Origin of the sequence: Bilophila sp. 4_1_30 (genome assembly GCF_000224655.1) — a bacterium.
Classification (GTDB): Bacteria; Desulfobacterota; Desulfovibrionia; order Desulfovibrionales; family Desulfovibrionaceae; genus Bilophila; species Bilophila wadsworthia.
This window is the reverse complement of sequence record NZ_JH114232.1, coordinates 1,063,476-1,089,727: the sequence shown is the minus strand read 5'-3', so window position 1 is coordinate 1,089,727 and position 26,252 is coordinate 1,063,476. Positions and strand designations below refer to the sequence as shown.

At 60.1% G+C, this 26,252-nt stretch carries 21 protein-coding genes, 1 tRNA gene and 1 pseudogene; 14 read left to right on the top strand and 9 right to left on the bottom strand.

All coding sequences use genetic code 11. From position 1 onward, the window contains the following. A pseudogene (gene argC, locus HMPREF0178_RS21555) lies at positions 1–115 on the top strand (N-acetyl-gamma-glutamyl-phosphate reductase); the annotation flags it as partial. Positions 116–574: 459 nt separating this feature from the next. Here argC and HMPREF0178_RS11425 read toward each other — a convergent pair. Continuing rightward, positions 575–1,096, bottom strand: a complete 522-nt coding sequence (locus HMPREF0178_RS11425) for a hypothetical protein (RefSeq protein ID WP_005025341.1) — start codon at positions 1,094–1,096, stop codon at positions 575–577. Positions 1,097–1,393: 297 nt separating this feature from the next. Here HMPREF0178_RS11425 and HMPREF0178_RS11420 point away from each other — a divergent pair, with 297 nt between their 5' ends. From HMPREF0178_RS11420 to HMPREF0178_RS11410, 3 genes are all read left to right on the top strand, one after another. Further along, the gene (locus HMPREF0178_RS11420) at positions 1,394–1,903 is read left to right on the top strand and encodes a nitroreductase family protein (RefSeq protein ID WP_009733540.1); all 510 of its coding nucleotides are present in this window, start codon (positions 1,394–1,396) and stop codon (positions 1,901–1,903) included. A gap of 966 nt (positions 1,904–2,869) precedes the next feature. After that, positions 2,870–4,603: a YeiH family protein gene (locus HMPREF0178_RS11415; RefSeq protein ID WP_009733539.1), complete on the top strand. Its 1,734-nt coding sequence runs from the start codon at positions 2,870–2,872 to the stop codon at positions 4,601–4,603. A 144-nt stretch (positions 4,604–4,747) separates the two neighbouring features. Beyond that, the gene (locus tag HMPREF0178_RS11410) at positions 4,748–5,005 is read left to right on the top strand and encodes a hypothetical protein (RefSeq protein ID WP_005025335.1); all 258 of its coding nucleotides are present in this window, start codon (positions 4,748–4,750) and stop codon (positions 5,003–5,005) included. Positions 5,006–5,325: 320 nt separating this feature from the next. Here HMPREF0178_RS11410 and eno read toward each other — a convergent pair whose 3' ends face one another. Next, positions 5,326–6,621, bottom strand: a complete 1,296-nt coding sequence (gene eno / locus HMPREF0178_RS11405) for a phosphopyruvate hydratase (protein ID WP_005025332.1) — start codon at positions 6,619–6,621, stop codon at positions 5,326–5,328. Between the two features lie 450 nt (positions 6,622–7,071). On the opposite strand from eno, the gene HMPREF0178_RS11400 reads away from it, so the two are divergent. From HMPREF0178_RS11400 to HMPREF0178_RS11385, 4 genes are all read left to right on the top strand, one after another. After that, entirely contained in the window at positions 7,072–8,148 is a 1,077-nt protein-coding gene (locus HMPREF0178_RS11400) for a BMP family ABC transporter substrate-binding protein (protein WP_005025330.1), read from the top strand. 49 nt (positions 8,149–8,197) lie between these two features. After that, positions 8,198–9,286, top strand: coding sequence for a BMP family ABC transporter substrate-binding protein (locus HMPREF0178_RS11395; protein WP_232281259.1), 1,089 nt, complete (start codon positions 8,198–8,200; stop codon positions 9,284–9,286). 339 nt (positions 9,287–9,625) lie between these two features. Continuing rightward, on the top strand, positions 9,626–11,047 hold the full coding sequence (locus HMPREF0178_RS11390; RefSeq protein WP_009733537.1) for a hypothetical protein: 1,422 nt from the start codon (positions 9,626–9,628) through the stop codon (positions 11,045–11,047). Between the two features lie 40 nt (positions 11,048–11,087). Continuing rightward, positions 11,088–12,374 (top strand): tetratricopeptide repeat protein, encoded by a 1,287-nt coding sequence (locus HMPREF0178_RS11385; protein ID WP_009733536.1) that lies wholly within the window; start codon positions 11,088–11,090, stop codon positions 12,372–12,374. A gap of 257 nt (positions 12,375–12,631) precedes the next feature. Here HMPREF0178_RS11385 and HMPREF0178_RS11380 read toward each other — a convergent pair whose 3' ends face one another. Then, entirely contained in the window at positions 12,632–12,856 is a 225-nt protein-coding gene (locus HMPREF0178_RS11380; protein ID WP_005025324.1) for a hypothetical protein, read from the bottom strand. Positions 12,857–13,461: 605 nt separating this feature from the next. Between HMPREF0178_RS11380 and HMPREF0178_RS11370 the strand changes: the two genes are divergently transcribed. From HMPREF0178_RS11370 to HMPREF0178_RS11350, 5 genes are all read left to right on the top strand, one after another. Beyond that, positions 13,462–14,580, top strand: a complete 1,119-nt coding sequence (locus HMPREF0178_RS11370; protein ID WP_009733534.1) for a hypothetical protein — start codon at positions 13,462–13,464, stop codon at positions 14,578–14,580. A 33-nt stretch (positions 14,581–14,613) separates the two neighbouring features. After that, the gene (locus tag HMPREF0178_RS11365) at positions 14,614–16,353 is read left to right on the top strand and encodes an alkaline phosphatase (protein ID WP_009733533.1); all 1,740 of its coding nucleotides are present in this window, start codon (positions 14,614–14,616) and stop codon (positions 16,351–16,353) included. A 78-nt stretch (positions 16,354–16,431) separates the two neighbouring features. Continuing rightward, complete coding sequence (locus HMPREF0178_RS11360; protein WP_009733532.1) at positions 16,432–16,863, top strand: hypothetical protein; 432 nt, start codon at positions 16,432–16,434, stop codon at positions 16,861–16,863. A gap of 24 nt (positions 16,864–16,887) precedes the next feature. Then, complete coding sequence (locus HMPREF0178_RS11355) at positions 16,888–17,562, top strand: ABC transporter ATP-binding protein (protein WP_009733531.1); 675 nt, start codon at positions 16,888–16,890, stop codon at positions 17,560–17,562. Continuing rightward, positions 17,559–18,800 carry an ABC transporter permease gene (locus tag HMPREF0178_RS11350; RefSeq protein WP_009733530.1) on the top strand — a complete coding sequence of 414 codons (1,242 nt, stop codon included), beginning with the start codon at positions 17,559–17,561 and terminating at the stop codon, positions 18,798–18,800. The genes HMPREF0178_RS11355 and HMPREF0178_RS11350 overlap by 4 nt, the downstream gene beginning before the upstream one ends. 512 nt (positions 18,801–19,312) lie before the next feature. Here the strand turns inward: HMPREF0178_RS11350 and HMPREF0178_RS11340 are convergent. From HMPREF0178_RS11340 to HMPREF0178_RS11330, 3 genes are read right to left on the bottom strand one after another with little or no spacing between them, the layout of a single operon-like run. Beyond that, positions 19,313–20,314, bottom strand: a complete 1,002-nt coding sequence (locus HMPREF0178_RS11340) for a 4-hydroxy-2-oxovalerate aldolase (RefSeq protein ID WP_009733529.1) — start codon at positions 20,312–20,314, stop codon at positions 19,313–19,315. Positions 20,315–20,373: 59 nt separating this feature from the next. After that, a complete protein-coding gene (locus HMPREF0178_RS11335; RefSeq protein WP_009733528.1) occupies positions 20,374–21,684 on the bottom strand; it encodes an MFS transporter in 1,311 nt (436 codons plus the stop codon). A gap of 59 nt (positions 21,685–21,743) precedes the next feature. Further along, positions 21,744–22,676, bottom strand: a complete 933-nt coding sequence (locus HMPREF0178_RS11330; RefSeq protein WP_009733527.1) for a hydroxyacid dehydrogenase — start codon at positions 22,674–22,676, stop codon at positions 21,744–21,746. 501 nt (positions 22,677–23,177) lie between these two features. On the opposite strand from HMPREF0178_RS11330, the gene HMPREF0178_RS11325 reads away from it, so the two are divergent. Further along, the gene (locus tag HMPREF0178_RS11325; protein ID WP_009733526.1) at positions 23,178–25,091 is read left to right on the top strand and encodes a sigma-54-dependent Fis family transcriptional regulator; all 1,914 of its coding nucleotides are present in this window, start codon (positions 23,178–23,180) and stop codon (positions 25,089–25,091) included. Between the two features lie 223 nt (positions 25,092–25,314). Here the strand turns inward: HMPREF0178_RS11325 and HMPREF0178_RS11320 are convergent. The 3 genes from HMPREF0178_RS11320 to ybgF all read right to left on the bottom strand — a co-directional run. Then, positions 25,315–25,390: transfer RNA gene (locus HMPREF0178_RS11320), tRNA-Ile, on the bottom strand. A 9-nt stretch (positions 25,391–25,399) separates the two neighbouring features. Then, positions 25,400–25,849, bottom strand: coding sequence for an NIL domain-containing protein (locus HMPREF0178_RS11315; protein WP_009733524.1), 450 nt, complete (start codon positions 25,847–25,849; stop codon positions 25,400–25,402). Between the two features lie 8 nt (positions 25,850–25,857). Next, the coding region (gene ybgF, locus HMPREF0178_RS11310) for a tol-pal system protein YbgF (protein WP_009733523.1) at positions 25,858–26,252 on the bottom strand (395 nt) is incomplete at its 5' end.

Below are 26,252 nucleotides of genomic sequence, written 5' to 3'. Positions count from 1 at the left end.
ATCCGTCATCGACAACGTCTGCCGCGGCGCATCCGGGCAGGGCATCGCCAACGCCAACATCATGTGCGGGCTTCCGGTCACGACCGGGCTCATGCTCTGCGCCATGATGCCGTAAGGCCTCCGGCGGCAAGGGGCGTTGCCCCTTGCCCCCCGGCAGGGCTCCGCCCTGTACCCGCCGGGGGGAATCGCTCTGCGTGCGATGCCCGTAAGACTCGCAAGCTCGCCTAACGGTCACGGCTTCGCCGCCCTTTGGGTCGATTCCCCCGGCCCCCCTCAGAGCGATCGAAAACGAACGGTTCCAAACCGGCGCAAGCCGGTTTGGAACCGTTCGTTTTCGATCGCCCCGTTATTGTTACACCGTACTTTCGCAACAGGCTATCGCTTTCAATGCAACAAAGTCCATCATTCCAAAGAATTGGTTATGATAATCACAGAAAAATCCGGAACAGGGATTCGATAAAGACGAAAGTCTTGGGAGAGGAGGGGGTGGGTGCGAATCGTGCCGGCAGTTTTTGGGGAGGAGGAGAACCGTGGGGTGCTCCTCTCCCCAATCTCAAAACCTCTTTACTGCCCCTCAGCACGCACAGCGCAGCATCTTGGCGCCGTCGCGGAAGAGGATCTGCATCTTATCGGGAGGAAAGATTTCCTGCACGACGCCGCTGCCGAACTTGGGATGATCGATAACATCGCCGACGGCGAAGGACTCGTTCATGGCGTAGGGGCGGGCGGAAGCGGCGGTCATGTTCATGGTGCGCTGCCAATTCTGCTCCATGTCCTCAGCGGCCTTTTGCGCTTTGGCGGCGGCCCGGGACACGGCGGCGGGCGATGCGGCGGCCGTGGAAGGCGTAGAGGTGGGCTTGAAGGAATTCACGGCCTCCTTGCGGGTCTCACCGGCCTTTACGCGACAAACGGCCGTCTTTCCCTTCGCTTCCTTGGGAGTCGCAGGCGGGTAATACTTGTGCACGCTTCCGCAGGCGCGGCATTCCACCTTGACAATTTCCCCGCCGACAAGGGCGACGATGACATGCCCGGTAATGTCATTGCAGCGAGTGCAACGGGCTTCAATACGATCTCCGGGACCCGGCAAACCAGCCATAAAAACTCCTTCAAAACACGCTATCACGAAAAAGAATGAAGAAAAAAAGCCAGCAAACGAAATACGTCCGGGGTACGAACACAGCAGGAACGAACCCCTCGTTTCTTTGTCCAGACCGGAAAGAATACACGCATGATAACGCAGTGACAAGCCCTGACGCGCCGAAAAAGAATATCCAAACATCCGTGCGGGCTACACGGCATCTCCACTGAGGGAGCCCGGCAAATCGGCTCTGGTGCAACAAAAACGGTTCTGGTATGGTGCAACGAACACAAACCCAATGAAAGGAGCGTTCTTATGGATGCCTTTGAAGTCCTCCATACTCGCCGCAGCATTCGCCAGTTCCTGAACCGGCCCGTCGGAGAAGATCTCGTCAAAGAATTGCTGAGCGCCGCCATGTCCGCGCCTACCGCAGGGGGCATCCAGCCGTGGAGGTTCGTGGTCATCACGGACCGCGAGAAACTGGATAAGATACCGAATTTCCATCCATATGCGGGTATGATCAAGCAGGCTCCGCTCGCCATCCTCGTTTGCGGGGACACCACGTCGGCCAATTACGGCAAATACTGGGTGCAGGACTGCTCCGCCGCTATGGAAAACCTGTTGCTCGCGGCACGCGCCAAGGAACTGGCTTCGCTCTGGTGCGGCGTCCACCCCGTCCCCGAACGGGAACAGGCTTTCCGTGAGCTCTTTAATCTTCCGGATGCCGTATCGCCGCTCGGCCTTGCCATCCTCGGCTATTCCGAGACGCCTTTCTCGCATAAAGAACGTTACGACGAACAGAAAGTGCATTATAACGTCTGGTAACCCCCTCCTACCCGACTGCACTGTACGCTTTGAAACTGTCTCCGCACGAATAATTGAAGCTATCTAGAGGAAAATACAGGTAATAAACTATCCTCGAAGCCGTGACGCTTCAGCATGGACAAGAAACAGCCTACGGATGATGACGTATCGCTTCATAGGGCAATGCAAATCTGCATTACCCATGACGGAGAGTACACACTGAATACACCTCGCTGCATCATAAACGGCGATTCCATGAGTTCAGCCTCTGGATTCAGTACCGAACACATTGTCCTTGTGTATCTTTTTCGTGTTGCCCTGCTGTTGCGTTGCGGCTGAAAGGGGCTGATGACCGTCCTCTTTTCTTGTCGACAACAGCTGCATCTGCGTAACGATGCCGCGCCGTTCCCCCTGATTCTATCTCATCCCGTTCTTTTTTATCCCTTGCATCCCCATGTTCTTGCGGCATGGAACTCTCGAGTTTTTTCCAAAAGCCCCCTTCCTGAGGAGAACGTCTCTCTGGAGTTTCCTGGTGAACTCCAGGGCATGATGGGCCTTATGGGTTCGGAACTCCAGGAGGGAAGGGAGAAACGCTTATCCAATATACTATAACAATATAAACATGTTAAAACAATACAAACAGAAAAAAGCAGAATCACTTATTCGGTTTCGTGCCCTATATACCGTTCCGTATGCGCCCTCTTGTCCAAATCATATCAAACTTCTTCTCCTTTGATTGATCATTCAGTCTATTGTGTTCATATACAAAGCTTATTCCCCTCCGCTCCGTATTCGTTCCCCAATAACCCGCTATTACATTCAAAATTCGGTTGACAATAGACCGTGTCCTGTTATTAGTCGGACTAAAGGCGTCTGGTCTGTGGAGCCGTAAACTCCACAACCGCTCACAGGCAGAGGAATCGGTGAACTTTTTCACCAAAACAGATTTGGCTTTCGGCACATGCCCCAAGCCAGGAGGAGACTGTTATGGCAAATGAAAACAGCAACGTGGTCGTAGACCGAGCTCAATCGCATTGGTCAGACCTGTGGAAGAAGGAAGACTACTGGGCCATTTGGCTTGGTTTCGCTCTGCTCATCGCGGCCATCTGCATTTTCATCAATGGCGCTCCGGCCAGTTATAAAGAAACGATCGATAAGTCCAACGCGATTATGAAGGTGGAAGCCGAGAAGGCTCCATTTAAGACTATCGCGTATATCCAGGCTCAGGACGCCAAGAAGGGCGTCGTAGGCACCAACCTGCCTATCGCCAAGGAAATCAAGGCATTCATCGCCAGCCCCGGCAAGTGGACGGACAATCCCATGAAGTCCATGTTTACCAGCCAGGCTGAAGCCGACGCGAAGAACGCGGCCAACAAGGAAAAGGCTGAAGCCGCCAAGGCCAAGGCCGAAAGCTCTTTCGCCGCCGCTCAGGCCGCCGAAAAGCTCGCCGCCGACGCGGGCTACAAGGACGCCAGCCTGAACACCGCCGCCGAAGCGGCCATCCAGGATTGGACCAAGGCCAAGTCCGACGCGTCCAAGGCTTCCGCCAAGGCCAAGCCCGTAAACCTCTTCACCACCCTGCCCTTGCTGATGGTCGCCTTTGGCCTGTTCTTCGGCATCGGCATCTTCATCATGGGCCAGAATCTGCCCAAGTTCCTCATCGGCTTCGTGGGCCTGTTCGTCGTGGTGGTGATCGCCATGATCCTCGGCCAGCAGTCCACCATGGCCTACTACGGCATCGGCGTGGAGCCCTGGGGCATCATGTTCGGGATGATCATCGCCAACACGATTGGCACCCCGCAGTGGATGAAGCCCGCGCTTCAGGTTGAATACTTCATCAAGACGGGCCTCGTGCTCCTCGGCGCGGAAATCCTGTTCGACAAGATCATCGCCATCGGCACAGCCGGTATCTTCGTGGCGTGGGTGGTCACCCCCATCGTGCTCATCACGACCTTCATCTTCGGCCAGAAGGTCCTCAAGATGGCTTCCCCGACCCTGAACATCACCATCTCCGCCGACATGTCCGTGTGCGGCACCTCCGCCGCCATCGCCGCAGCCGCCGCGTGCCGCGCCAAGAAAGAAGAGCTTACCCTCGCCCTTGGCCTGTCCATGACCTTTACCGCCATCATGATGGTGGCCCTGCCCGCCTTCATCAAGTACCTCGGCCTGCCTGAAGTGCTTGGCGGCGCGTGGATCGGCGGTACGGTCGACTCCACGGGCGCCGTGGCCGCCGCCGGCGCGCTGCTCGGCCCCAAGGCCATGTACGTGGCCGCGACCATCAAGATGATCCAGAACGTGCTCATCGGCGTGACCGCCTTCGGTATCGCCGTGTACTGGTGCACCAGCGTTGAAAAGACCGCCGGACGCGAAACCAGCCTGATGGAAATCTGGCACCGTTTCCCCAAGTTCGTCATCGGCTTCCTCACCGCTTCGATCATCTTCTCCATCTACAGCGCCGACCTCGGCCCTGACCTCGGCACCGCCCTCATCAACAAGGGCGTCATCGACGGCATCGAAAAGGGCGTCCGCACGTGGTTCTTCGTGCTCGCCTTTACCGCCATCGGCCTGAGCACCAACTTCCGCGAACTCGCCCCCTACTTCAAGGGCGGCAAGCCCCTCATCCTGTACGTCTGCGGCCAGTCCTTCAACTTGGCTCTGACCCTCCTCATGGCGTATGTGATGTTCTACCTCGTCTTCCCCGAAATCACGGCGAAGATCTAACGGACTCATCGGCGCATCCGGCTTCCGGGTGCGCCACTTCCGGCAAGCCCGGACCCGGAGGTGGGATCGCCCGGCGATTCCACCTCCTTATTCAAAAGCTCACCGGGCCGGGATCTTCCCGGCACCCCTCATAGGAAACGCATCATGTCCAGACGCCCTCTCCCCGGCTATGTGAAACTGCTTCTCTGCATGTTCACGATATGGCTGCTGCTCTGGGTCATCACCCCGCTTTGGGTGCCCTACAGCAAGCTGCATCAGGATTTCGCCGCGGCACAGGAAAAATATGATGTGCCCATCGGCGCCCTCTACTACAACGACATTCCCTTCATCAACGAAGCCGCTATGGAAATCCGCGACACGTGGCGTTTCCTCCCGCGCGGCCCGTTGCCTGAAAAGAAATAGTGGAGATGACCGGGGGAGGAAACCCCTTCTGAAGAAGGGTTATTCCTCCCCCGGCCCCCCTCCTTTTCCAAGACTTTCGACTGGGTGGGGAGGCGGCTCAAAAGGAATCCCCGCCTGATGGATGCTGGCGAGAAAGAAGAAGACTCTTCCTTTGCAAAGCAAAAAGGCTGCGAACATCCGTTCACAGCCTTTCGTTTTTTCAACGGGACTCCCTCCGCGCGGCCTCCCCGCCAGTCAAAGTTTTCGCGGGGAAAGGGAGGGGGTCGGGGAGGGGAAGGGGGGCCTTTTCCAAAAGGCTCCCCTTCCCCTCCCCGGTTGCTTTATTCTTCGCCGTCGAAAGCGAGGTTGGCGCCCATGACGGGGCCATAGTACATGGCGGCGTCGTCAAGGTCTTCCTCGATGCGGAGAAGCTGGTTGTACTTGGCGAGACGGTCGCTGCGGCAGAGCGAACCGGTCTTGATCTGACCGGCGTTCACGCCCACGGCGAGGTCGGCGATGAAGCTGTCCTCGGTTTCGCCGGAACGGTGGGAAACGACCGTCGTGTAGGCCGATTCCTTGGCAAGCTGGATGGCGTCGAGGGTCTCGGTCAGGGTGCCGATCTGGTTCACCTTGATGAGGATCGAGTTGGCGATGCCCTCTTCGATGCCTTCGGCGAGGATATCGGGGTTGGTCACGAACAGGTCGTCGCCCACAAGCTGGATGTTGTCCCCAAGGGCATCGGTCAGTTCGCGCCAGCCGTCCCAGTCGTCTTCGGCAAGGCCGTCTTCAATGGAGATGAGCGGATACTTGGCGGTGAATTCCGCCAGCCATTCGATCATTTCCGGGCTGCTCAGAGCGCCCTTTTCGCCGATCATGTACTTGCCGTTCTTGTGGAACTCGGAAGCCGCCGCGTCGATGGCAAGCACCACTTCGGAACCGGGGTTGTAGCCGGATTCCTCAATGGCCTTCAGGATGTAGCTGAACGCCTCGTCGTGGTTCTTGAGGTTGGGAGCAAAGCCGCCCTCATCGCCCACGCTGGTGATGTGGCCATCGGCGGCGAGGATGGTTTTCAGAGTATGGAAGATTTCGGAGCCCATGCGCAGGCCGTCGGCAAACGTGTGCGCGCCGACGGGCATGATCATGAATTCCTGAATGTCCAAGTTGTTGGGGGCGTGAGCGCCGCCGTTGATGATGTTCATCATGGGAACGGGCAGCACCTTGGCGTTGACGCCGCCGATGTACTGGTACAGCGGCAGGGCCAGGGATTCGGCGGCGGCGCGGGCCGTGGCGAGCGACACGCCGAGCATGGCGTTGGCGCCGAGGCGGGACTTGTTGTCCGTGCCGTCCAGATCCAGCATGGTGTTGTCCACCTGCACCTGGCGCAGCGCGTCGAGGCCCACGATCGCTTCCGCGATCTCGGTGTTCACGTTTTCAACGGCCTTGCTGACGCCCTTGCCTTTATAACGAGCCTTGTCTCCGTCGCGCAGTTCCAGCGCTTCGCGGGTCCCCGTGGAAGCCCCGGACGGGACGGCGGCACGGCCTACATGACCGGAATCAAGGGAAACTTCTACCTCTATCGTAGGATTGCCGCGCGAATCAAGAATTTCGCGGGCCCAAACTGAAGCGATCGTGCTCATGGTCCAGCTCTCCGTTCTGCCCCTGAACAGTGTGTGACCTTGGGGACAGGGGCAAGCCTCCCGGTCACGGAACATCTTTTTTCACATACCATCAAACGCGGGGCACTGCAATGAGCCGCCGCTCCGGATCCCGCATCGCCTTGCCATCGCAACACATTTACCACAAAGCCCTCTGGAGGGCAGGCATGGCGAACACGCTCCGCCCCCTCACATGGCCATCACGCACAAACGGATGAAGGCACCGGAAGGGAAACTCTCCCAAGCGGGACAAGGCGGATTCAATGGCTTTTCAGAGTTCATGAAAGCTTCCTCCATATGTGGAAAACGTATTTCCCTTTCGGAACGCCTCGTCTTGAAACGTCTTTCCAAATCGTTTACCGTCCATTCTTTGGAGAAAACCCGGGAAGCCCTCCCGGGAACCGTGGTTTCCCATATCCCAGGAGATATCCCATGCGTACACTCGTGCTCTTGATGGCCGCCCTGTTTCTTGCGGCCGGGCTGGCCTCCGCGCCGGCCCAGGCCATAGGCGTCCAAAAAGAAATGAAGGTCGGCTTTATCTATATTTCCCCGATCGGCGAGGGAGGGTGGTCATACGCGCATGATCAGGCCCGCAAGTTCCTGAGCTCCCTGCCCGGCGTGACGACCTCGTATGTGGAAAGCGTACCCGAAGGGCAGGACGCCGAGCGCATCATCCAGAACATGGCCCGTAAGCATTACGATATCATTTTTGCGACCAGTTTCGGCTACATGGATTCCATGCTCAACGTCGCCGAACAGTTCCCGAATTCCACGTTCATGCACTGCTCCGGCTATAAGACCGCCCCCAACATGAGCAACTATTTCGGCCGGATCTATCAGGCCCGTTACCTTACCGGCCTTGTGGCCGGTTCCATGACCCAAAGCAACGTCATCGGCTACGTGGCGGCCTTCCCCCTCCCCGAAGTCATCCGCGGCATCAATGCGTTTACCCTCGGCGTGCGCGCCGTGAACCCCAAGGCCGAAGTCCGCGTGGTCTGGACCAAGTCATGGTATGATCCCGCCATGGAAAAGAGCGTAGCCAAGAACCTCATCAAAGAGGGCGCGGACGTCATCGCGCAGCATCAGGACTCCAGCGGGCCGCAAGAAGCCGCACAGGAACAGGGGACCTACTCCATCGGTTACAATACCGACATGAGCCGGGTCGCGCCCAGGGCTCACATGACCTCCGCCATATGGTCGTGGAACCCCGTCTACGAAAACGTCGTGGAGCAGGTCCGCGCCGGGACGTGGAAAAACGGCTCCTTCTGGTACGGCATGGAAACCGGCGTGGTGGATATCGCCCCCTACGGCCCCATGGTCCCGCAAAACGTGCGCGACTTGACCGAGGCGGCCAAGGCCGACATCAAAAGCGGCAAACTCGTTGTCTTCACGGGCCCCATCAAAGATCAGAAAGGCGTTGAGCGCATCCCCACGGGCATGGTTCCTTCCGACAAGGAACTGCTCGGCATGGATTGGTTCGTTGAAGGCGTCATCGGCACGATCGACTAGAGAACGCGTCTTGAAAAGGAGGAGCCCCGGAATGGCAGGATTCCCGTTTATGAGACAGGCGGAGCCATTCCGAAGCTCCTTGCCGTTTATCCTGCTGCTGGCCGTTTTCATCCTGCCGTGCCCCATGAGTGCGGCGGCGAAGCCACGGCCCGCCATTGCCTTCGTCCATCTGCTCCTGCCCCCGGGCGGGGAGCCCCATGCCTCCCCGGCGGGCTGGATCGGCAGCCTTGACCGGGCGCGCGATACGTTGGAATCCCTGCGTATCCCCACTATCGTATCTTCCGTCCCGCCCGGGAACGCCGAAGATCTGAACGAGCTTTCCGAGATGGATCCGGAAGTGCTGATCACCACAAGCCCCCTGCTCTACGCCGCGGCCTGCGACGTGGCGAAACGGAGCCCGAATACCGTGTTCTTCGCCTGTACGGATGAGACCGTGCATGACAACATGAGCGGGTTTCAGGCCCGCACCTACGAAGCGCATTACCTTGCCGGGCTGATCGCGGGCGCGCTTTCGGAGAATGGGGTCATCGGCTATCTGGCGAACGATCCCTACCAATCGAAAACCTCCCGACTTCGCAACGCCAATGCATTCACACTGGGCGCGCAAAAGTCCAAGGCGGCAATCCGGGTGCTGTACGCACCCGGCAACGCCCCCGATGAAGAACTCAAAACGCTGATTGCGGCCGGGGCCGATATCGTCGATTTGGAACGGGCACTTCCGTCCCTTGTGGAGCGCCTGCGCGAACATTCGGTGCGCTATGTGGGGACGGCGGGCCGTGCCGTCGATCCTCTATGCCTCGCCGCGCCGGAATGGGAATGGAGCAATGCCTTCGGGGATCTGCTCACGCAGGTACGTTTCGGCATCTGGAGGCCGCGCAACGTCTCTTACGGCATCAAAGAAGGCGTCGTGGGGCTTTCCCCCTTCGGCCCGGCCGTACCCGAAACCGTGCGGGTTCGTGTCCGTGAGGCGAAGGAGGCCATCCGTAACGGCGCTTCCCCATTCGAGGGGCCTGTCCGCGATGTTTCCGGGTCCCTGCGTATTGGGGAAGGGAGCGTCCCGGATGACGCAACCCTGCGCGGCATGGACTGGAGAGTCCAAGGGCTGGAGCCTCTTCCGCTCGCACCGGACGGCCTATAAAGGCAAGGGCTTTAAGGATGTCAGGAGCAGGGGGAAGGCCTTTTATGAAAGGGGCATCCTCCCTTTTCCAACGCGTCCGCCTCTTTTACATCCTCTACCGGAAAACGCGCCTGAGAAAAGCCGTATCCTATTGAAACGCGCATCACGCATCTTCCTTTCCGTTTCCCGCCAGTAGGGAAACAGCACCAGCCCTGCGGCATATCAGCCGACTCCCCATCAACCGGGAGCCTGGCGGATTGGAGGGAGAAAAAGGGGGCACGGCGTACCTCTCCCCCTTTTCTCTTTCCAGCGGCATGTTGTTGCCATTGAACCATACGCCATACCCAAATTGACGATGCCATGCGGCTCCTGTATGGCTACACCATGAGTGACGAACTGGAACATTCCGCAACACTCCGGGCTCGTGCGGCCTGCCTCAGGGAACACAGGCTTCACTTCATCCTGTGCTTTGGGGCGTTCCTTGCCGGAGCAACCGGAAGCCTGTTGACGGCGTCGTTTCTCAAAGCGAACGATGCCGCCCCAAACGGCACACTGTTCGCTGAGGGGCTCGCCATGCTCGGTGTCATCGGTCTGGGCGGCCTGCTCTCCGCTCTCTTCCGCTGCCTCTCTTCCCGGCACAGCCGCCTCGGCAAATCCGTCCTCTCCCAATACCCTGCGGAATCCGTGGATCCGAAGGCCGTTTTTCAGAAAATCGATGCCGATATCCTCCAGCACGGCGAACGGTTCGGCGGGCTGTCCATCGGAAAGGAATGGGCCATTTTTCAAGAGGCCATGCTCATTTCCCGCATCCGGGGCATCTTCTCCGACATCCTCGAACCGGAACGCGAACACGGCGAAACGGCCTACCTCCTTTGTCTGGTGGACGCTGACGGCTCCATACTGGAAGCGTCCCTTCCGTCCCGGAGCGTACTGGACAAAGCCCGCGCCTGCCTGCTCGAAAGCGTGCCCGACGCCGTTTCCGGCGGCTTTGAAGCCATGGCCGACTTCATGAACATGGATGACGAGGGCAGGCGGGAAATCAACCGCCGGGTGAACGCGCGCCGACAGGCCGGAAAGCCCGTTTCCTTTTCCTATGCCGGGCCCGACGGCGTTCCGACGTCGCTGGCTACGGAACAGACCGTGGAAGAAAGCATCGCCCGCATCAAGCCCGGCGACATGCTGGTTCTGACGCCCCTTTCGCCGCTGTTCCTGCCTTCCGGTGAGGAATGCCTGTATATCGCCTGCGAGCAGGATGCGGGGCAGACGGAAACGCTGCGGCTTTCCGCCTACATACGTCGCGGTGACGACTACCTGCGCGAGTTCAGGGATCTGCCCGGACGCGAAGCCGGCCTCCTGTTCCGGGACTGCTTCATGCGCCGCGCCGTCCCGGACATAGCCGATTGGCATGTGCAATCATGGGAAAACGATTGGCCTGAAGAGCGCCCGATCCTGTTCGTGGACGACAAGCGTTTCGAAAACACATCCTTTGAGGACGTGGAAGCCGCGCTCGACGGCGTGGACGGCGGCGATTACGGCTCGTTCTTCCTGATGTTCCCGGGCGGCTATGATGGCTACCTCTCCCTCAACGGCAGGCAAGGGGACAACTATGTGGTGGAAGCCGCCCTGCCTGACGAGGACAGGTACTTCAGGATCGCCACACCGCGCCGGGCTCAGGTTCTCTTCTGGTTTTCAGGCTATTACGAAAAATCAAGGCTTCCCTATATGGAAGAATGGAAAGACGTCACCAAAGAAGTGAAAAAACGGCGCGGGGAAGCCGACTGACGGGAAGCCCCGGCTGAACGGCCCCTGTGGAGACAGGATCATGGAAAAGGTGTTTTCGGACAAGACCGAAGAAGGCATCCGGCTTATATGGATGCAGTTCGATCCTGAAAAAACGGCCGAGGGCGTGCGGCTCCTGCGCGAGGCTGCCGATGCGGGAGACCCGGACGCCTTGTGTTTCCTTGCCCGCACGTACATGGGCGAGCGGTACGTTTGGGAATATGCCGCGTTGGAAATCAACGGCGAAAAGGCCGTGTCCCTCCTGAAAGAAGGAATCCGCAGGGGCAGCGCCTGCGCCGTGCTCCTCGCCATGCGTTGCGGGGAGCTGACGCCGTCCGCGCGCAAGGCCATGCCCTTCGCCTCCCTGAAAGAAGCGCGGGACGACGTACTTAGCAAGGCCGAGGCGGGGCATCCGTTCTGCCAATACATGATCGGCAACACGTATTATTTCGGGGACTGTTTCGAAATCGACGGCATCGATCCCCAAACGGCCTTCCATGACCCGGACGGACTGCGCGCGGATACGGCCCGTCACGCCCTTCCGTGGCTTGAAAAGGCTCTCAACGGCGGCCTCTCCGATGCGGCCAAAAACCTCTACAACCTGTTTTCCGGTTCGGAAGGCTTCCCCAGGGACCGGGGCAGGCAATGGGAAATAGCCCTTCGGGGCGCGGCGGCAGGCAATCCGTACTGGGAGGAATGGTGCGGGAAAATGTGCCGTGAAGAACACGGCAGGGAAGCCGAAGCCATGCGCTGGTTCCGGCAGGCCGCGCATCACGGGCAGGCCAGCAGCTGGTTTCACATAGGCTCCCACTATGAACACGGCCTCGGCGTAGACAAAGATCCGGCCAAGGCCGCCGAAGCCTACCGGAACGGTGCGGAAAAAGGTTCCTCCGACGCCCAGCAGTCGCTGGGCATCATGGCCGCTTTCGGGCGGGGCGTGCCGCAGGACCCCGCCCAAGCCGCCTATTGGCTGCGTCTGGCCGCTGACGACGAAAAGCCTCTTGCCTGCGGCGTATTAGGACACTGCTACCTGCGCGGCCTCGGTGTCCAGCAGGACGATGGGGAAGCCTTTGTCCTGTTGGACCGCTTTGATGAGGCATACGACAGGGAAGAGCCCGATGACGGCGAAACAAGCACGTACCCTGACGAGCTTGTGGGCATCGTCTACAACGGCCTTGGGGAACTGTACGCCGATGGACGCGGGGGCCCCGTGGACATCAAGGAAGGCGTACGATGTTTTCAGGCCGCCGCCGAGTTGGGCAACGGCGACGCCCGACGCAATCTCGGCCGATTCAAAAGGAACTGGTTCGGCAAGTGGGTGAGGAAATAGCCGCAAGCGAAGACCTCCGCCTCCCCCAGCAAGATCATGCGCATGTCCGGCGGACGGTTTCATCGGCACCCCGGTATCCGCGTCGTTTTTCCCTTTTCCCTTCGCTTTCCGGGCCACCGTGTCCGCCCGCCTTCTTTCCATCCTCTTTTCATGGCCCCCCAGTACCCGAGGCGGTTCCCCCGTCAGCCCTCCTTCTCGGCAATACAGCCATATCTCAATCAAATACCGGCGCACAGTGCTTTGGAGCGCGGCCCTGCTCAAAAAGCCCTCTCAAGAAGCTCCCAAGGGTGCCACCCCACTTTGCCGTCCCAACCGAAATACGGCCTTCGTGTGGCAACAAGCCGCTGCTCCGCAAGCAATTGAATGGCCACCGGCGGCGTGGCGAGCTTCGAGGCCTTACGCTTCGCGCCGTCGAGCGTCCCTTCGTACTCAAAATGCCTCCCATCGCCCAAACGGATGATAAACAGGTGTTCTGACTTCATATATAGGGCTCCTGTTAGTCTAATAAAGAAGCCATGCTATGACAGAATATACGGTCTTTCAAGGACGATGAGATGTTTTATGATTCAAGGTGGTTTCATGCTCATGATACGAAGCGGCCTTCCCTCCGGCCCGCTTTCGGGCCATCTCTTTGTCCCCCCCGCGCCAGCCGCCTTGGACACCCCGATCTTCCTTGCGCCGCGCCCCATTCACCGCCTTCTCGTGCATCTCCACTTTGAAATCGGCACATCCCGAAGGCTGTGTGCGGGAAAAAACTGCGGGCACTGGATTCGATACGTACGGAAGCCTTTGGAAAAGGACGGATAGCGGAATGGAGAAAAGGAGGGGGCCGCTCTGACAGGCTTGGGGAAGGGGAAACTTTTCTAGAGAACTCCCCATCCCCAAGGCCGCCAGGCACTTTCAACGCTCATCCGTTTTGTATCCGGTACGGCAACTCCCGGACGCCCTTCCTCCTTCACGGATACCCACGCATACGGATTGTTCGTACAATCAATACAAACGTCACAGTAAGGCCACTGTTCCGCCACGAACGGCGTCTAGGTTCTCCCTTGCCTCATCCTGAAACGGATCAACAAGGAGAACCTCCATGAATGCCGATCACAGTCGCCGCACTTTCCTGCTGGGCGGGCTGGCTACCGGAGCCGTGCTGCTCGCCGGAAAAACCTTCCTGCACCCTTCCGCAGCCCACGCCGCCACGGAAGCCGTCACCCTTGACGTATGCGTCAACATGACGCCCGAGGAAATGGCGGAGAGATCCCAGTACGTCATGGCCGCGTGGAAATACCTTCAGGACGCCGCCGCGGAAATCGGCAACCCCGGCTTGCGCGCCGCCGTACTGGACATCATGAAGAACCCGGCCCCGCTGCTGGCCGAAGGCGACGCCAAGGCCATCATGGCGGAACTGAAGGGGCAAGGGCTGCTCGCTCAGGACGCCAAGGCCGTTTTCCCGACCTGCGCCAGCACGAAGAAAAGCCCTCAGCCTTTTTACACCGCGCCCGGCAGCGGCTGGAACAGCCACCATATTTATCCCGGCGGGCTGGTAACGCACACGGCCCTCAACGTTGCCTCCTGCAAGGCCCTGTACGACAACTATGTCGATATGTTCGGCCTGAAGCTCGACCGCGACGTGGTGCTCGCCTCCCAGCTTCTCCACGACCTCCACAAGCCGTGGGTCTTCCAATGGCAGGCGGATGGGACCTGCCGCAAAGAAGAGCCCCTTGCCGCCACCGGCGAACACCACGTCCTCAGCATCGCCGAAAGCTTGCGGCGCGGCCTGTCCCCCGAGCTGTGCGTAGCGCAGGCCTGTGCCCACGATCACCCCGGTGCCGCCGCGTCCGAGCAACTGGTAGTGGGCTGGCTGAAGGCCGCCGCCATCATCAACGGCAAGGACGCCGTCAAGGCCGGGCTTGTGGAAAAGGACGGCAAAACCCTGCCCATGCCCCGCCGTATGGAAGGCTTCGTCACCCACCTCGCCGACCATGACTGGGTGCTCAGCGTACCCGCCGCCCAGTGGACCGTGGACGCCCTCAAGCAGGTCGCCGTCCGCTCCTATGGCATCAAGGAAGCCGATCTGACCAAGAAGCCCTTCAACCAGTTCCGCAACTACGTGCTTTCGCAAAAGACCGCCATGCAGCTTTACGGCGCGTACAGCACCAAGGGGCTGGATGGATTGACCGCCGAAGTCGCCGAACTCGTGCGCGCCTGATTTTCACAGTTTTTCTCAACAAAGGGATATTTCATGAACACACGCATCATTCCCGCCCTGCTGGGCGCCCTGCTTTTCTCCGGCGTCGCGGAAGCCGCGCCGAGCATCTATCCGGTGGATACGGCCCGTTTCCTGGGCGGGAGCCGTTTCGACTTCAAGGTGGAATTTGATGGCCAGCTCGCCGAAAAGGACGCCAAAGTCCTGATCAACGGGCAGGACGCCAAGGCCGTTCTGGGCGCAAAACCCGAATTCATCGCCAAGGAAAAGGGCGCCGACGGATCCGCCCTGCTGCTGCGCGGCGCTTCGCTCAAGCCCGGACAGTACAAGGTGACGGTGGAGAGCCCCACCGGGAAAGCCTCCGCCAACTGGGACGTGTACGGCACCCCCGACAACCCCGTCGCCAAGAACGTCATCCTGCTCATCGCCGACGGTCTGAGCATGGGCCACCGCACGAGCGCCCGCCTCATGTCCAAAGGCGTGACCAACGGCATGTACAACGGCAAGCTGTCGATGGACACCCTGCCCTACACCGCTATGCTCGGCACATGCAGCGTGGATTCCATCGCCGCCGACTCCGCCAACACCGCCTCCGCCTACATGACCGGGCACAAGTCCAGCGTGAACGCCCTCGGCGTCTACGCCGACCGCACCCCCGACTCGCTGGACGATCCCAGACAGGAAACCATCGCCGAACTGCTCCGCCGCACGACCGGCAAATCCATCGGCGTGGTTTCGGACGCCGAAATCGAGGACGCGACCCCGGCTTCCGTGGTCGGGCATACCCGCCGCCGCGCCGACAAGGCCGAAATCGTGGATATGTTCTACAGCGTGAAGCCCGACGTCATCATCGGCGGTGGATCCGCCTACTTCCTGCCTCAGAACGTCCCCGGCTCCAAGCGCAAGGACGACAAGAACTACGTCGAAATGTTCCAGAAGGAAGGCTATGCCCTCGCCACGTCCAACACCGAACTCTCCAAGGCCGTGAAGGGCAACCCCGACAAGCTGCTCGGCTTGTTCCATACCGGCAACATGGACGGCGTGCTGGACCGCAAGTTCCTCAAGAAAGGGACCGTGTCCAAGTTCCCGGATCAGCCCGATCTCACCGACTCCATGCGGGCCGCCCTTTCCGTGCTTTCCAAGAACCCCGAAGGCTTTTTCCTGATGCTTGAAGCGGGCCTCGTGGACAAGTACAGCCACCCGCTCGACTGGGAACGCGCCGTCTACGACACCATCATGTTCGACAAGGTCGTCGCCATTGCGCAGGAATTCTGCGACAAGAACCCCGACACCCTGCTCATCGTCACCGGCGACCATACCCACTCCATCAGCGTCATCGGCACCGTGGACGACAACCTGCCCGGCGAGCTCATGCGCGACAAGGTGGGTATCTACGCCGAAGCCGGCTATCCCGCCTATAAGGACGAAAACGGCGACGGTTACCCCGACGACGTGAACGTGTCCAAGCGCCTCGCGGTGTTCATCGGCAACTATCCCGACTATTACGAAACCTACCGCCCGAAGATGGACGGCCCCTTCGTCCCGTCCGTCAAGGATGAGAAGGGGCATTACATCGCCAATGCCGCCTACAAAGATGTGCCCGGCGCGCAGCTCCGTATCGGCAACCTGCCCCGCACCGAATCCACTGGCGTCCACTCCATCGACGACCTTGTGGTCGGCGCGCGCGGCCCTCATGCCGACGCCTTCCGGGGCTTCATGAACAGCACGGAAGTCTTCCGCATCATGTCCGAAGCCCTCGCGCTCGGGAATAAGTAGGAAAAGACAAGCCTAGGGGAGGGCGCTTCCTGCCGAAGCACCCTCCCCTCCTTTTCCCTTTTTCCACAGGAACCATCCATGAAAAAACTGCTCCTCCTCTTCTTTGCCCTGCTCTGCCTGACGGGTACGGTGAAAGCGGCGACGCCGGAACTCTCGTTTGACGAACTCTACAGCGGGGGCGGCGTCCTTGGGCTCCAGTTTTCCGACAAGGTAAAGGGCCTCTCCGGGCAGCGCGTCACGATCAAAGGCTTCATGGCCCCGCCGCTCAAGGCCGAGGCCGCCTTCTTCGTGCTCACACGCGAACCCGTGGCCCTGTGCCCGTTCTGCCAGTCAGACGCGGACTGGCCCGACAACATCCTTGTCGTCTACCTTTCCTCCAACCAGAGCTTCGTCCAGAACAACGCCACCATTGAGGTGGAGGGCATGCTGGAAATCGGATCGCACCGCGATGCGGATACCGGATTCATCAGCCAGCTCAGGCTGCGGGACGCCCGTTTCCGCAAGCTGTAACCTACGTCCAACCAAGGATCTTGTATGAACGGGCTGGAACTTCAGGATATCCTCCTCACCTTTCCCGAAGGCGGGCGGAGGCGGACGGTTCTTGACATACCGTACCTTAAAGTAACATCCGGCGAACACGTCGGCATCCGGGGCGCATCGGGCTCCGGGAAAAGCTCGCTCCTCAACGTCGTGAGCGGGCTTGTGCTTCCGGACAGGGGAACCGTACGCTGGGGCGCGGCCGTGCCCGGCGCGCTGCCCGAACACGAACGCGATCGCTGGCGCGGGCAACATATCGGTTTCATCTTTCAGGACTTCCAGCTTTTCCCTGAGCTGGAAGCACTGGAAAACGTACTCCTGCCCGCCACCTTCACCGGATGGCGCATCCCGGAAGCCTTGATCCGGCGCGGGCGCGGCCTGCTCGAACACATGCATGTCTGCCCCACCCGGAAAGTGCGGGCGCTGTCGCGTGGAGAAAAGCAGAGGGTCGCCATTGCGCGGGCCGTGCTGCTCAAACCGGGCATCATTCTGGCGGACGAACCCACGGCAAGCCTTGACGAAGCCAACGCCGGGCAGGTGACCCTGCTGCTCTCCGGGTACGCCCGGACGCTGGACAGCACGCTCCTCGTCGTGAGCCATGATGATGCCGTACTGGCAAACATGGACCGGGTGCTCGATCTCAACCGGGGCATTGTACGGGAGGCGGCATGAATCCGTTGATGCTGATCAAAGGCGAACTACGCCGCTCCTTCGGGGGCATCCTTGCGCTGGCGCTGGTCCTCGCGCTGTCCCTCAGCCTCGGCGTCGGGGTCAGCATGACCGAACGGGCGGTACGGCAGGGCACGGCTCGGGCGGGCGACGCTTTCGACCTGCTGGTGGGCGCACAGGGCAGCAGCGTACAGCTCATGCTCGGGGCGGTCTATCTGCGCCCGCAGTCACTGCCGCTGGTTCCGGGGAGCGCCGTTTCGGAAATCCTGACGCAGGAAGGCGTCGTCTGGGCCGCGCCGCTGGCCTTCGGCGACCGCTGGAACGCGTCCCCGCTGGTGGGGACGACCACGGATATGGTCACGCTCGGCGGCAAACGGAGGCTCGCGGAAGGCAGAGCCTTTGCCGCGCAGGACGAAGCCGTGCTCGGCGCGGGTGTCCCCCTGCGGCTCGGAGAGACGTTTTCCCCCATGCACGGGCAGGTCTCCGCATCCCACAACGAACACGGGCATGTCCGCTACAAGGCCGTAGGCCGCCTGCCGGAAACGGGCACGCCGTGGGACAACGCCATCCTCATTCCCATCGAATCGGTCTGGTCCGTCCACGATGCGCTTCCTGATGCGGGGCATGGGCTGCCCCTTGGACATCTCTTTGAAAGGAAGGGGTCCCCACTGCCCGGCGTTTCCGCCGTAGTCGTCAAGCCCGAAAGCATCGCCGCCGCCTACCGCCTGCGGGCCTTTTGGCAGACGGCGACCGTCTCGGATGCTGGCGGCAGGCCGGTGAATATGCAGGGCGTCTTCACCGGCGAGGTGCTGACCGAGTTGTTCGCCACCCTCGGCGACATGCGCGACATCATGACCGGCATGGCCTATGCCGCGCAGTTCGTGGCCCTGTGCGGGGTCATGCTGGTCGGTGGGATGGCGGTATCCATGCGCAAACGGATGCTCGGCACGCTGCGTGTGCTCGGCGCGCCGCGCGCCTATCTGGTGCTCAGCGTCTGGTGCGTGGTCAGCGCCAGCATCGCCGTGGGCACGCTGGCGGGCCTGCTGTTCGGCTGGGGCCTTTCCGAAGGCGCGGCGCTGCTCACGTTCCGCCAGACCGGGATCATGCTCTCCCCGCAACTTACCCTCGCCGAAGGTTCCTTTGCCGCCGCTTCCTTCGCGCTCGGCTCCTTGTGCGCGCTGTTCCCCGCCTATATGGTCTATCGCAAGACGGGAGCCGTCGCATTGGGGGATGGCGAATAGCCCTTCCCGGAAAACCGACACGGTATTTTACCGCTTCCGCGCTGGCAAAGCGAGCCGGTACCTCTATCCACTGGCTCCGGAATTCGCACGACTCAGAAAACGGGAACACGGACCAGACGCAAGGCTTCTATTCCGACTTCTACCAGTTCAAGGAAGACGCCCTCGACGAGGACAATCTCGGCTCCAACGCCCACCCGCAGGCCCAGGAAATAGCGACGGCACCATAGCCGCCCTCGCCGCCGAAGCCTATCTCCGCACGAAAAAACTCTCAGTGGAGCGATAACGGTACTGCCCGCAGCGAATGAGACGGAAAGCCTCCCCTGAAGACAGAGGGAGGCTTTCCATTTGGCATGGGGTGGAACGAGCGGCACGGAATAAGCTGAACAATACTCTGCCCCTCGTGTACGGAATCAGGCTGCCACCCCAAAAACGAGAAGCGCCTCGTCCGGGGGGAGGACTCGACACTTCCCGCCTTTTGGGGGAACGCTCCCTCGTGGAGGAAGACGGCAGGGTTATGCGCAGCGCCGTTTCAGCTCCTGCGCCTTTTCCCGCGCCAGTTCGAGGGAGGGATTCTTGCGGTCGGCCTCGGAAACGGAGACGACAAGGCGGTACAGATCCACGCCGTATTCCCGCGCCACTTCATCAAGCATTTTAGTGAAGGAAGAATGGCATCCCGCATAGCCGAACGTCAGATCCAGCGGAGATACGGCGGGGCTGTAACCGTGCTCCTTCATGGCCGGAGCAAGCTCGTCGTTGATGAAGGCGAGAAGCCCATACATATCCGCCGTGCGGATGCCGAGCCGTTCAAACACGGCCACAGCCATTTCCGTAGCGAGGTTTCCCGCGCTGCGGGCCATGCCCATGAGCCCGCAGTCGATGATTTCCGCACCCTCTCGATAGGCGGCCACGGCATTGGCGACCGACAGGCCGAGGTTGTTGTGCCCGTGGAAGCCGACGGGAATGGACACGCGCCGCACCATCCTGGATACATAGGCCTTCACTTCGTCCGGACTCATGGTCCCGGCGGAATCCATGATGGTGATGAAGTCGAGCCCCATGTCCTCAAGCCGTCTGGCTTCGTCCGCCAACGCGTCGGGAGGCAGGACATACGCCTTCATGAGCGAAAAACAGGCGGTCAGGCCATGTTTCTTTACCAGCCCGATGCCTTCCCGGGCCTTTTCGCCATCACCCGCATTGGCTCCGATACGCAGAAAATCGAGGCCCTTTTCGGCGGCAAGGGCGACATTCGGTTCGGTGGCGTGCTTGACGCCCACGAACATGCCGAGTTCAGCCTTGCCGAGGAACGGCGCGGCGAGATCAAGGTACTCGGCGTCCGTCAGCGGCGCGCTCTTGCCGTCGCCTTCATATGCGCCCATGCCGCTGGCATTGCCGTATTCGATGAAACGGATGCCGTTGCGGATCAGGCCGTCGATCATCATGACCGTGAGGTCCGCGGGAAAACCGTTGCCGAGGACATTGCCGCCGTCGCGCAGCGTGCAGTCGAACAATTGCATGGGAAAACTCCTTATCGCATCAGAGGGGAAAGCCGAGGCAGCAGCGCCCCGACGGGATTTCAGCGGAACCGGCGGCCTTCAGCGGGATCGGCCTTCTTGAGGCACATGAGGTTGAGCAGCCCGATGGCCCCGGTGAACATGAGGATATAGGTCGGGATCATGATGTCGTTGAAGGCGGAGATGAGCCACGTCGCGAGGAAAGGCGTTGTCGCGCCGCCGAGCACGGCACCCATGCTGTGGCCGAAGGAGACGCCCGTACTGCGGACCTTGGGAGGGAGGAGTTCCGGATACATGGAGTAGGAACCGGCCTGACAGAGCGCATAGGGAATCATGGTCACAACAAGAGCCAGCACCGTCATGGAGAACGAGCCGCCCATCAGCGCATAGCAAGGATAGCTCAGGACGATATAGCAGACATAGCAGCCCACGAGGGTCTTGGTCGCGCCGATGCGGTCGGTCATGATCCCGAAGACGGGAATGAACAGGGCCGCACAGGTTACGGCGATGAGCACGATGAATCCCACCTCCGCCGCGGGCATCTTGAGGACGGTGCGCAGATAGATGGCGACATAGACCGTACCGCAGTAGGTGCCGACGTTCTGCACGAGCGAGAACATGAACAGCTTGGCAAGAGACGCGGGATAGGCGGAGAGAAGTTCCCGTACCGGCGCCTTGGAAAGTTTGCCGCTGGCCTTCATCTGCTTGAAGTCCGGGGTGTCCTCGATCTTCAGTCGGAGATAGAGGCAGCCGAGCATCAGAGGCAAGGCCATGAGGAAAGGCACGCGCCATGCCCACGAGGCCTGCTCCCCCGCAAAGAGATAGGCTGTGAGCCCGGCGAGTCCGGCTGCTGCCGCCTTGCCGAAGTTGGCGACGCTCGGCACGAAGGAAAGGTACAGGGCCTGTCTGGACGGCGGGGCCCATTCCCTGATGTAGGAAGCCGCGCTGCCGATTTCCCCTCCGGCGGAAAAACCTTGCAGGATGCGGCAGAGGATCAGCAGGATAGGCGCCATGATGCCGATTTCCGAGTAAACCGGCAAACAGCCGATAGCGGTACAGGCAAGGCCGATCAGGATAACAGTGGCGAGGAGCGAAACCTTGCGGCCGTACCGGTCGCCGATGCGCCCGAAGAACAACCCGCCGAGAGGACGGACAATGAAAGCAAGGCCGAATACGGCCAGCGTAGACAGAAGCGAGACGGTCGGGTTGTCGCTCGGAAAGAATTCCGCGGACATACGCGCGGCACAATAGCCATAAACGGAAAAATCATAATATTCGAGGAAGGTTCCAAACGCGGCTGCTGCCGTGGCTTTTTTGGCTTCGGCCAGTTTGTGGGCATCGTGCGGTTCCGTAGCGTGAACGGCGTCAGTCATTTCCATAACTCCTCATGATATCTTGACGAAAACCCGACGGGCTCAGGCCCGCAGGGAAATCACTGCCCATAGGGAAAACGCGGCTCCCTGCCGTTCAGGACGGCGAGGACATCGGAGGCGACGGTGCGGCCGACACGGATCAGCGCCTCCTCCGTGTTCGCTCCGATATGCAGCGAACCGATGAAACAGGGAAGGGAAAAAAGCGGGTTTTCGGCGGAGGGCGGCTCCTGCTCGAACACATCGCAAGCCGCGCCGAACAGCCTGCCCTCGGCAAGCGCCTCGTACAGGGCCGCTTCATCCACAACGCCGCCGCGCGCCGTATTGACGAGCACCGCCGTCTTCTTGCAGCAGGCAAGCTGCGCCGCGCCGATGAGCCCGCGTGTGGACGCCGTAAGCGGCACACTGACGCTGATGTAGTCCGCGAGTCCCAGCAGCTCCTCAAGGGTCGGGTGGAGGGCCACGCCGGACGGCACCCTGTCCGGAGCAAGATAGGGATCAAAAACATGCACATCCATCCCGAAGCCTTCGCGGGCAATGGCCGCCACCCGTGAACCGATGTGCCCGAACCCCACAAGGCCGAGCGCCTTTCCGGACAGTTCCAGACCCGTTTGCTCAGGCGGGGCAATCCGGGCACCCCCTTCACGGATGGCCACCATACCGGGGAACAGGTTGCGGCTCACGGCGAGCATCATGGAGATGACAAGTTCCGCCACGGAATTCACGTTGCCCTGCGGCGTATAGACGACGGCAATGCCGCGTTCGCGGGCTGCCGCCACGTCAATGGCGTTGACGCCTATCCCATGCTTCCCGATAACCTTCAGTTTCGGCGCGGCGGCGATCTGCTCCCGCGTCACCGAGGCGGCGCGTACAATGACCGCATCGGCATCCGACCAGTCGTGTTTCGCTGGGTCATCCCATGCGACGACTTCCGCTTCTCCGCGCAGCAATCGCATGGCTTCCGCATGGATAGGTTCCAGAACGACAATCTTCATAAGGGGCACTCCGTCCGCAATACGTTGATGAATAGCCTCCTTTGAGCAATTCACATACCAATGCGCCCAACCGTATTGTCAGTTTGGTGCCAAACGCGGCGGCAGTGCCTCCTAGCCCGTTTGATTCTCAGGAAAAAAGAAATATCCCCCATCGCCCGCAACGCACGGCGCCCTCCCCGGAAAGCGCGCAGGCAATCAAGGCTCCGGCTGTGGGTATTCGTTCTTTTCTCAAATGAAGACAGGATGTTCCTGCTCAATGCGCTCGCACTTTTCACAGCTTGAAACATTTTCCTGCTATGTGGGTGGAGCCATCAACAGACATTCATCTTTTTTCCTAAAAAAATTTATATCATATAAAGGGAATAGAAATCAGCCAATCCTTTTTTCAAACCATTGCGGCGTGCGTGGCTTGCCATAGACGTTTCTTTTTGAAACAAGAGGATGTTTCACAACATGTGTCATGAGACATTCCGCCGCCCGACGGCGCCACCGGAGCCGATCATGGATATCGCCAAAGAAGACATCCTGTTTCTTTCGCCAAGCAAGCCCATCATCAAGACCATCCTTGAGGTCTTCGCGCGGACGGGACAACAGTTTCTCGTCCACGAAGCCGTCATGGACGACGCCGTCCGCTTGGCGAACGCCTCCATCGAAAAAAACGGCACCAAGGTCATCGTGAGCAACGGGGGGACGGCAAGCCTGCTCAAACGCCGCGTCCAGGCGCATATCCTCGAAATCCGGTATACGAATTTCGATCTTGTCCACGCCATCACCACGGCTCTGGAATATTCCCCTTCGGTCGCCATCGTGGGGTTCGAGTCGTTCATCTACAATGCCGTGCAGGTGCGGGATTTTTTCAAGTCGCCGCTGCTCATCGAAACCGTGGACAGCCTTGATGAAATCCGTCCCCGGATCGCGCGGCTCGTCAAAAACGGCGTCGGGGCTTTCGTCGGCGGCTCTCCCGTGGTCAACGCGGCGCGGGAAGCCGGAGCCCACGGTGTGCATATAGACATGGAAAAACGCGTCATCTACGACGCCATTGAGGAGAGCATCCGGATTGTCCGGCTTCATAAGGAAAAGGATCTCCGGCTTGGAACCATCAATGCGCTCCTCGACTCCATCAGCGAAGGCATCATCGGCCTCGATGAGGAGGGACGGATCACCGAGATCAACCGCAATGCGCAGGGCCTGTTCGGGCTGGAACGGCAAGCCGTCATCGGGCGCCCCATCCGCCAGTTCCTGTCCGCGCCGAGCGTACAGGATACCCTGCAAACCGGCGAGGAACACACCGGAGACCCTTGTCAGCTCGGCAACAACCTGCTTTCCGTGACCAGCGTGCCCATCAGGGTGAACGGAGACAGCAAGGGCGCGGTGGTCACTATTCAGGAAGTCCATAATATCCAGAATATGGAGCAGAAACTCCGCAAGGCGATCATCGCTTCTGGGCATTTCGCCAAGAACTCGTTCACGGACGTCATCGGGACATCCGAAGCCATGCAGCGGGTCAAGGAACGGGCGGAAACCTACGCGCGCGTGGACAGCACGGTCCTCATCTACGGCAAGACCGGAACGGGCAAAGAACTTTTCGCCCAGAGCATCCACAACGCGAGCCGCCGGGCCGGGAACCCGTTCGTAGCCGTGAACTGCGCGGCCCTGCCGGAAAGCCTGCTGGAAAGCGAACTGTTCGGATATGTGAGCGGGGCCTTCACCGGAGCTAGGGCGGGCGGCAAAACAGGACTGTTCGAGATGGCGAACACGGGCACCATCTTTCTTGATGAGGTCAGTGAAATGGCCCCTTCGCTCCAGCCCCGGCTGCTGCGGGTGCTTCAGGAAAAAGAAGTGTCACGTGTCGGCGACGACAAGATCACGCCCGTGGATGTCCGGGTCATCGCGGCGACCAACAAGGATCTGATGGAACTCGTCGAAAAGGGAACATTCCGTGAAGACCTGTATTACCGGCTTGCCGTCCTCATTCTGGAATTGCCTCCCCTCAAGGAACGGATCGGTGATTTGCGGCGCCTCGCCAACTTCATCGTCCGCAAAAAAAGCAAAGCGCTGCACCGCATCATTGAACCGCTCTCCGAAGAAGCGGTTGAACAGCTCAGAACCATCGACTGGCCCGGCAATGTCCGCCAGCTTGCCAACGTCTTGGAACGGGCCATCGTCATTTCGCCGGGGCGGACGATCACGGACAAAATACTTGCGGATGCGATGGGAAGCTGCCGCCCGTTTGTCCGCCGTCCCCCTCAGGCGATACAGCCAGCTGAAGAGACGCCCAACGCTCCGCTGCAAGACGTGGAACGCTCCGCCGTGTTACGGGCTTTGAAGGAATGCGGAGGCAACCGGAAGCAGGCGGCCCTGCGGCTCGGCATCAGCCGATCCACGCTCTGGCGCAGGCTGAAGGAATGGGAATGATTTCCGAAAAACGCACGCTCCCCACCGACTCATCCCGCTACAAACAAAAGTGCCTATCGGATAAAGGCATTGTCCGCTATGCCGTTCTCACTCTCGCGGGATGCTCAAATTCCCGAACCGGCAGAGCCCCTCATGCCTTCCCCCTCCACACGGAGACACGGGGTAGAAAGCTTGAAACAAAAAAACGGGTTACGAAACTGCTTTCGTAACCCATTCATATATATGGTGGACCCACTAGGACTTGAACCTAGGACGGACCGGTTATGAGCCGGTGGCTCTACCAACTGAGCTATAGGTCCTCACGGGCGTCATTCGGTCAGAACACCCTCTTCAGGAGCATCCATCTGCATGGCCCCGACGGGGCAAATACGGATGCAGCGCGCGCATACTGTACACTTTTCCTTGTCAAATGCAAGAAGGCGCGTTTTGATGTCGACGGTCAGCGCGGAGGACGGGCACAGAGCCGTGCACATGCCGCATTGCATACACTTGTCCTCATTATGCCAGATCCGCTGCGCCACGGGCGAAACCAGTACTCCCTTCTCCCGCAGGTAGCCGATCCCCTTGTCGCAGGCATCGCGTGAGCCCGACAGTTCGAGAGTCAAAAAACCTTCCTGCCGCGGCGTGATCTGGGCGGTGCTGATGTTGAAATCGAGGTCAAACAGCCGGGTCAGGTTGCAGACCAGCGGCGCCCCCGAAATGGCCGGGGGAAACGTCAGATGCACATTGGTACGGTAGGGCTTGGTTTCTTGGCTCATGACGCTTCCTACATCTTGTTGTCTTTCATGAGCTGCGTAGCGCGGGTCGCTTCAGGCGACTTGGGGAATTTCTTGATGAGTTCCTGCAAGCGGACCTTGGCGGCGTCCTTCTTCCCGGCCTTGATGAAGCACATCCCCTGCTTCAGGTACGCGGAAGCGGCCTTCCCGCTGGAGCCATACTTGGAGATGACCTGTTCGTAATCCAGTGCGGCGGCCGGGAAGTTCCCAAGCTGGTAATTGCACTCGCCGCGCCAGAACCACGCGTTGGAAACGAGCTTGTGCTTGCCGTACGTGTCCGTGAAATCCGAGAAGGACTTGAGGGCCTGCTTGTAGTTGCGGGCGTTGAACGACTGCACGCCGTTGTCGTAGAGAGCTTTGGCGATGTCGCCCTGAGCCTGCGTCT